The following is a 5115-nucleotide window of genomic DNA, read 5'->3' as shown; positions in this document are numbered from 1 at the left end:
CGAGGTGGACAATCCGGTGCCAGCCGAGCCGCAGCAGAGCCTGGGTGCGGGCAGCGCGCTGGACAACATCCGCCAGCGCCTGGCGCTGATCTACGGCGGCGCGGCGGAACTGCGGACCGAGCATGGCGCGCAGCGCTTCATCGCGCGGCTGCGGCTGCCGGCGGTGGGCCCGGGGGTGGTGGCGTGAAGCTGGTCATCATCGACGACGAGCCGCTGGCGCGCGAGCGCCTGCGGCGACTGCTGGCGGACATCCCGGGCTGGACCGTCGCCGGCGAGGCGGCCGACGGCGAGGCCGGGCTCGCTCTGATCGCCACCACGCAGCCCGATCTGGTGCTGCTCGACATCCGCATGGCCGGCCTGGACGGGCTGCAGCTGGCGCGGCGGCTGGCCGAGCATCCCGCGCCGCCCGCGATCGTGTTTACCACGGCGTTCGCCGAACACGCGCTGGCCGCCTTCGAGGCCGCGCCGGTCGCCTACCTGCTCAAGCCCGTGCGCCAGGACAAGCTGGCCGAGGCGCTGGCGCGCGCGCGCCGGCCGACGCGCGCGCAGCTGCTGGCCGTGGCCCAGGCGGCGCAGGATGCCGCCGCACCGCCCGGCCGCAGTTTCATCAGCGCGCACACCCGCGACGGCCTGCGCCGCGTGCCGGTGAACGAGGTGCTGTATTTCCTCGCCGACCGCAAGTACACCACCGTGCGCCACCTGCGCGGCGAGTGCCTGATCGAGGAATCGCTCGACTCGCTCGAGCAGAGCCTGGGCCGCGGCTTCCTGCGCATCCACCGCAAGGCGCTGGTGCAGACGCGCTTCATCGAGAAGCTGGAGCGCAGCCCGGGCTTCGGCTTCCAGGTGCGGCTGCGCGACGTTCCCCAACCGCTGCCGGTGTCGCACCGCAAGCTGCCCGAGGTGCGTAAACTGTTGGGGACGGGAAATTAGGCACATGCACGCGACAATCGCTCGATTTGTTGTTTGTCATTCCGGCGCAGGCCGGAATCCAGCGTCGTTAAAAAGGCACTGGACACCGGCTTTCGCCGGTGTGACGAGACATTAAAGTTCCACCGTGACCGCTTTACTCCGCATCGCCACCCGCAAGAGTACGCTTGCGCTGTGGCAGGCCAACCACGTCAAGGGCCTGCTCGAGCGCGCGCATCCGGGCCTCAGGGTCGAGCTGCTGCCGATGACCACCACCGGCGACGTGCGGCTGGAAGGCCCGCTGTCGCAGGTCGGCGGCAAGGGCCTGTTCGTCAAGGAGCTGGAGCAGGCGATGCTGGAGCAGCGCGCGGACCTCGCCGTGCATTCGATGAAGGACGTGCCGGCGCAGCTGCCGGAGGGCCTGTGCCTGCCGGTGGTGCTGGCGGCCGAGGATCCGCGCGATGCCTTCGTCTCCGTTCGTTTCGCCGGCCTGGACGAGCTGCCGGAGGGCGCGCACGTCGGCAGCGCCAGCCTGCGCCGCCAGTGCCAGCTGCGGCATCACCGGCCCGACCTGCGCTTCAGCCCGCTGCGCGGCAATGTCGAGACGCGCCTGCGCAAGCTGGACGAGGGCCAATTCGATGCCATCATCCTGGCCTGCGCGGGCTTAAAGCGCCTGGGCCTGGCGGCGCGCATCCGTGCGGTGCTGCCGCCGGACGTCTGCCTGCCAGCGATCGGCCAGGGCGTGATCGGGATCGAGTGCCGCCGTGACGACAAGCGCACCCGCGCCCTGATCGCCGGCCTGAACGATCCGGCGACCGCCATCCGCCTGCGGGCCGAGCGCGCGCTCAACGCCGGCCTCGGCGGCAGCTGCCAGACGCCGCTGGCCGGCCATGCCGAGCTGCTGGCGGGCGAGCTGCGCGTGCGCGCCCGCATCGGCCTGCCGGATGGCAGCCGTTTGATCGAGGCGGAACTGCGCGGCGCACCGGACGCCGCCGCCGAACTGGGCGCCCGCCTGGCCGAGCGCTTGCTGGCAGACGGCGGTGCTGACATTCTGCAGCAGTTGACGGAGCCCCACTGACGCCCGCATGAAGCGCAACCGAAAACTGCAGGGCCTGCGCGTCTGGGTCACGCGCCCGGAGCACCAGGCCGAGCCACTGTGCCAGCTGATCGAGGCGCAGGGCGGCAAGGCGGTGCGACTGCCGCTGCTCAGCATCCAGCCGCCCCAGGATCCGGCCGCGGCGCGCGCCCTGCTGGCGCGCGTGGCGGATTTCGACTGGGTGATCTTCACCAGCATCAACGCCGTGCAGAACGGCGTGGCACTGGCGCCGGACGGTGCGCGCTGGCCGAGCCGGCGCGTGTGCATCGGCGCCGGCACCGCGCGCGCGCTGGAAGAAGCGGGGCTGGGCAAGGGCCTGGCGCCCGACAGCGGCGCCTCGAGCGAGGACATACTGGCGTTGCCGCCGCTGCAAAATCTGCGCGGCCAGCGCGTGCTGATCGTCAAGGGGGAAGGCGGGCGCGACCTGCTGCCGCGCGTGCTCGGCAGCCGCGGCGCGCTGGTCGAACAGGCCGAGGTGTACCGGCGCGTGCCAGCCGAGATCAAGCCCCGGCAGCTGGAGGCGCTGGTGTCGGACATCGACGCGATCGTGGTCACCAGCGGCGAGGCACTGGAGCATCTGGCCAGCCTCGCCAGCCAGCGTTCGGCACTGTTCGCGGTGCAGCTGGTGGTGCCGAGTCAGCGTGTGGTACAAATGGCGCAGGATCTCGGCTTCATCTCTACGCCGTTGATTCCGGCGCATATTTCGGATCACGACATCCTCGAAGCGCTGCACGAGTGGCACGCGCACATGGCCCACTGAGTGTTCCACCGCTTTCACCCCGCGAGCCTGCGATGAATCCCGACAGCAGCCCCAAAGCCAGCGCAAGTGCCCCGCGCCCGCCCGTGGACATTCTGGCGCGGCCGCCCGCCCAGGTCCGCCGGCCCGCGCGCACCGCGCTGTGGATACTGGCGGTCTCCTTCGTGATGGGGTTGATCGCACTGCTCGGGGCGCTGTACCTGGAGAAGTCCTTCGAGCGCAAGATCGAGCGCCTCGACCTGCGCGTGGACGAGATCCGCCGTGAAATCCAGGACGGTCTGCGTCCCGGTCTGCGCAGCCTGACCGAGCGCCAGGACAGCCTGGCCGCGGCCGGTACGCAGCTCACCGAGCGCGCGTCGAAGGCGGAGGAGCAGCTGGCGCAGACCGTGGCCACGGCCGGGCAGCTGTCATCCATGATCCAGGGCGGGCGCCGCACCTGGATTCTGTACGAGGTCGAGTATCTGCTGCTCAACGCCAACGACCGCCTGCTGCTGGAGGCCGACGTGGCCGGCGCGCTGCGCGCGCTCGAGGCCGCCAGCCAGCGACTCGGCGTGGCGGCCGATCCGCAGCTGCTGCCGGTGCGCACGCGCATCGCGCAGGAGATGGCAGCGCTGCGCGCGATCCCGCAGCCCGACATCGAGGCCATCGCCCTGACGGTGTCCACACTCGCCGCCAACGTGCCGCGCATGCCCCTGCGCTCGCCGGTGCCGGCGAATTTCAGCGCCACCGAGTCGCCGCAAGCCGCCGCGCCGGCACAGGGCCGCGTCGAGCGTTTCCTGCAGACGCTGGCGCGCGCGCTGCGCGGGCTGGTGGTCATCCGGCGCGAGAACCGGCCGCTGGAGCCGTTGCTGCCGCCCGACCAGGCCTTCTTCCTGTACCAGAACCTGCAGCTCAAGCTGGAGAGCGCGCGGCTGTCGGCGCTGCAACGCGATACCGTAGGCTTCCGTGCCGGTGTCGCCGGCGCGCGCCGCTGGTTGGAGGAGTACTTCGACACGGCCGATCCGCAGGTGGCGGCCGCCGTCAAGGAACTGACCGCCCTCGAGCGCGAGCAGCTCGACTGGACGCTGCCCGACGTGACCGGCAGCCTCAACCTGCTGCGGCGCGAGATGGAGGCGCGCGGCGTGAAGCCGACCCAGGCCGCGCCGGTGCCGCCGGCCGCCGCGCCGGAGAAGCCCGCGCCCGCGGCCGCCGCTACGCCATGATGCGACCACTGCTGCTGTTCCTGCTCATCGCTCTGGCCGGTGCGCTGATCGCGCTGTCCTTCTACGGCAACAACGGCTACGTGCTGCTGTACTACAGCCCCTACACCGTCGAAACTTCGCTGACCTTCTTCGTGTTCGTGCTGGTGCTGCTGGTGGTGGCCGGTTTGCTGCTGCTGCGGCTGCTGCGTTTCGGTCTGCTGCTGCCAGGCAATATCCGGGAGGCGCTGCGCAACCGGCGCAACCGTCGCGCACGCGAGTCGCTGGTGCGCGGCCTGATCAAGCTGGCCGAGGGCAAATGGACCGCGGCCGAGCACGAGATCACCCGCCAGGCGCCGCAGCACGACGCGTCGGTAGTCAACTACCTCTATGCGGCACGCGTGGCACAGCGCCGCGGCGATCTGGACAAGCGCGACCAGTACCTGCGCCTGGCCTACGGCGCCAAGCCGCATGCAGAGATCGCGGTGCTGCTCACCCAGGCCGAGCTGCAGATGGAGCAGGGCCAGCTGACCCAGGCGCTGGCCAGTCTGCTGCGCGTGCGGCACTTGGAGGCCGACCAGCCGCGCGCACGGCAGATGCTGGCGGAACTGTATGCCCGGCTGCAGGACTGGGCGGCGCTCTATCCGCTGCTGCTGGAGATCGAGAAGACCGGGCTGCTGCCGTCCGAGCGCTGGCTGGAACTGGCCGTGCAAGCGCAGCAGCATCTGCTGCGTGCCGCATCGGCCCAGGGCGCCGAGGCCCTGCGGGCGGCCTGGGCCGAATTGCCCAAGCGACTGCGGCACCATCCGCGGCTGGTTCACACCCAGGCTGGCCTGCTAGTGGCCGCCGGTGCCCAGGACCAGGCCATCGAACTGCTCAGGAATGCCCTCGATCACGTCTGGGATGCCGATCTGGCGCTGCTGTTCAGCAGCCTGCAGGGCGCCGATCCGGTGGCGCAGTTGGCGGCGGTGGAGACCTGGCTCAAGCAGCATGGCGAGGAGCCGGTGCTACTGCTGGTGGCGGGGCGGCTGTGCCGGCAGAACAAGCTGTGGGGGCGCGCACGCAGCTATCTCGAAGCCAGCCTCAAGCTGAAGCCGTGCGCGGACGCGCTGCTGGAGCTCGGTCGCGTGCACGAAGCCACCCACAACGCGGCCGCCGCGCAGGCGGCCTACCGGCAG

Annotated in this window: 6 protein-coding genes; all 6 read left to right on the top strand. The window is 71.0% G+C overall.

Translation table 11 applies throughout. From position 1 onward, the window contains the following. On the top strand, window positions 1-187 hold a 187-nt coding region (locus VNJ47_01890), incomplete at its 5' end, for a sensor histidine kinase (GenBank protein HXG27587.1). After that, window positions 184-930 (top strand): LytTR family DNA-binding domain-containing protein, encoded by a 747-nt coding sequence (locus tag VNJ47_01885; GenBank protein ID HXG27586.1) that lies wholly within the window; start codon window positions 184-186, stop codon window positions 928-930. The genes VNJ47_01890 and VNJ47_01885, both read left to right, overlap by 4 nt. Window positions 931-1054: 124 nt before the next feature. Further along, window positions 1055-1984 carry a hydroxymethylbilane synthase gene (gene hemC / locus VNJ47_01880; GenBank protein ID HXG27585.1) on the top strand — a complete coding sequence of 310 codons (930 nt, stop codon included), beginning with the start codon at window positions 1055-1057 and terminating at the stop codon, window positions 1982-1984. Window positions 1985-1991: 7 nt separating this feature from the next. Beyond that, the gene (locus VNJ47_01875; protein HXG27584.1) at window positions 1992-2762 is read left to right on the top strand and encodes a uroporphyrinogen-III synthase; all 771 of its coding nucleotides are present in this window, start codon (window positions 1992-1994) and stop codon (window positions 2760-2762) included. Between the two features lie 32 nt (window positions 2763-2794). Then, complete coding sequence (locus tag VNJ47_01870; GenBank protein ID HXG27583.1) at window positions 2795-3961, top strand: uroporphyrinogen-III C-methyltransferase; 1167 nt, start codon at window positions 2795-2797, stop codon at window positions 3959-3961. Next, a partial coding sequence (locus VNJ47_01865; GenBank protein ID HXG27582.1) for a heme biosynthesis HemY N-terminal domain-containing protein occupies window positions 3958-5115 on the top strand: 1158 nt, incomplete at its 3' end. The genes VNJ47_01870 and VNJ47_01865, both read left to right, overlap by 4 nt.

The organism is Nevskiales bacterium (assembly GCA_035574475.1).
Classification (GTDB): domain Bacteria; phylum Pseudomonadota; class Gammaproteobacteria; order Nevskiales; family DATLYR01; genus DATLYR01.
This window is presented reverse-complemented; position numbering and strand designations above follow the sequence as displayed.